This window comes from uncultured Limnohabitans sp. (assembly GCF_937889215.1).
Classification (GTDB): Bacteria; Pseudomonadota; Gammaproteobacteria; order Burkholderiales; family Burkholderiaceae_C; genus Limnohabitans_A.
This window is the reverse complement of sequence record NZ_CALBEX010000437.1, coordinates 1-1,305: the sequence shown is the minus strand read 5'-3', so window position 1 is coordinate 1,305 and position 1,305 is coordinate 1. Positions and strand designations below refer to the sequence as shown.

Here is a 1,305-nt window from a genome sequence, read left to right as displayed (position 1 = left end):
CCCCAAGCCCGACTTGCTGCTGCTGGACGAACCCTTTTCCAATCTGGACATCGACTTGCGCGAGCGGCTGGCGCACGAGGTGCGCAACATCCTCAAGGCCGCCCAGGCCACCGCGCTGCTGGTCACACACGACCAGCTCGAAGCCTTTGCCATCGGTGACGTGATCGGCGTCATGAATGAAGGCCAGCTGCACCAGTGGGAAGACGCCTACAGCCTCTACCACCGCCCGGCCACCCGCTTTGTGGCCCACTTCATCGGCCACGGCGTGTTCACCCCGGCCACGCTGCGCGAGGCAAACGGGCACATCCTGGTCAGCACCCCCGTGGGTGAACTTCAAGATGTGGCCGAATGCCCACTGCCCAGCGCGTTTGAAGATGGCCAGTGCGACGTGCTGCTGCGGGCGGACGACATCGTGCACGATGACGACGCCCCCGTGAAAGCCGAGATCATCCGCAAAGCTTTTCGTGGTTCGGAATTTTTGTACACCTTGCGTCTGGCCAGCGGCGAATGGCTGATGGCCCATGTGCCCAGCCACCACGACCACAAACTGGGCGAGTGGATCGGCATCCGCGCCGAAGTCGACCACGTCGTGACCTTCAAGCGCACCTGATCGACCCCGAGCGGGCTTCTGCGGCCTCCAACCTTTCCCAGCTGTCCAGGTACCTGCGCTGGCGCTTGGCTACATGCCTCACATCAAAACATCAAATTTACTTAAACCGTAAATTCTGATGCCATTGACCGAACCCCAAAACCTTCTCCAGTTCAAGCACGACCATCCCGCTTGAAGCACACCACGCTCAGCGCTGCGCTTGAAAACGTCTGCTGCGCTGTTGGGTCAACCCTGCACCCCAAGTCACACCCACATGCCACAGCACGGCTGGTGCTCAATATTCCGTTCTTACGAATTCTTTCATGTTCTATTGCTTGAAAAACATGCAGACTGATATACAATAAAAATGTAAATTACATCAAAAATACGAATACAAGCCGATGGACCGATGTTCTCAAGAACTTTTTTAACCGCCGACAACACCGTTCGCTCAGTCCAAGCACAGGCTTGGTGCGCTCATCGCGAAAACATGCCGATGGGCAGCAACGCGCACGTGTCCAGCGTCCAGCCAAACCCTCGTGCCAAATCACCGCTGAAAAATCGCCACCTCGTCTGGCTCTTGCTCATTTTGGTGCTGACGCACTTGTCTCAATTGATGGCCAAAAATGACGACACCTTGGTGACCTGGTCACCGCCCATCGAGCCCCCCGGCTCAGTGGTCGTGACGCCCTCGAACCGCCATGCGCAGCCAAGCC

The 1,305-nt window shown here is 57.8% G+C and carries 2 protein-coding genes; both read left to right on the top strand.

Annotated elements, in window-relative coordinates; all coding sequences use genetic code 11:
• Positions 1-610: TOBE domain-containing protein (locus Q0341_RS11125; RefSeq protein WP_299513210.1), on the top strand; the 610-nt coding region annotated here is incomplete at its 5' end.
• 493 nt (positions 611-1,103) lie between these two features.
• Positions 1,104-1,305: hypothetical protein (locus Q0341_RS11120; RefSeq protein ID WP_299513207.1), on the top strand; the 202-nt coding region annotated here is incomplete at its 3' end.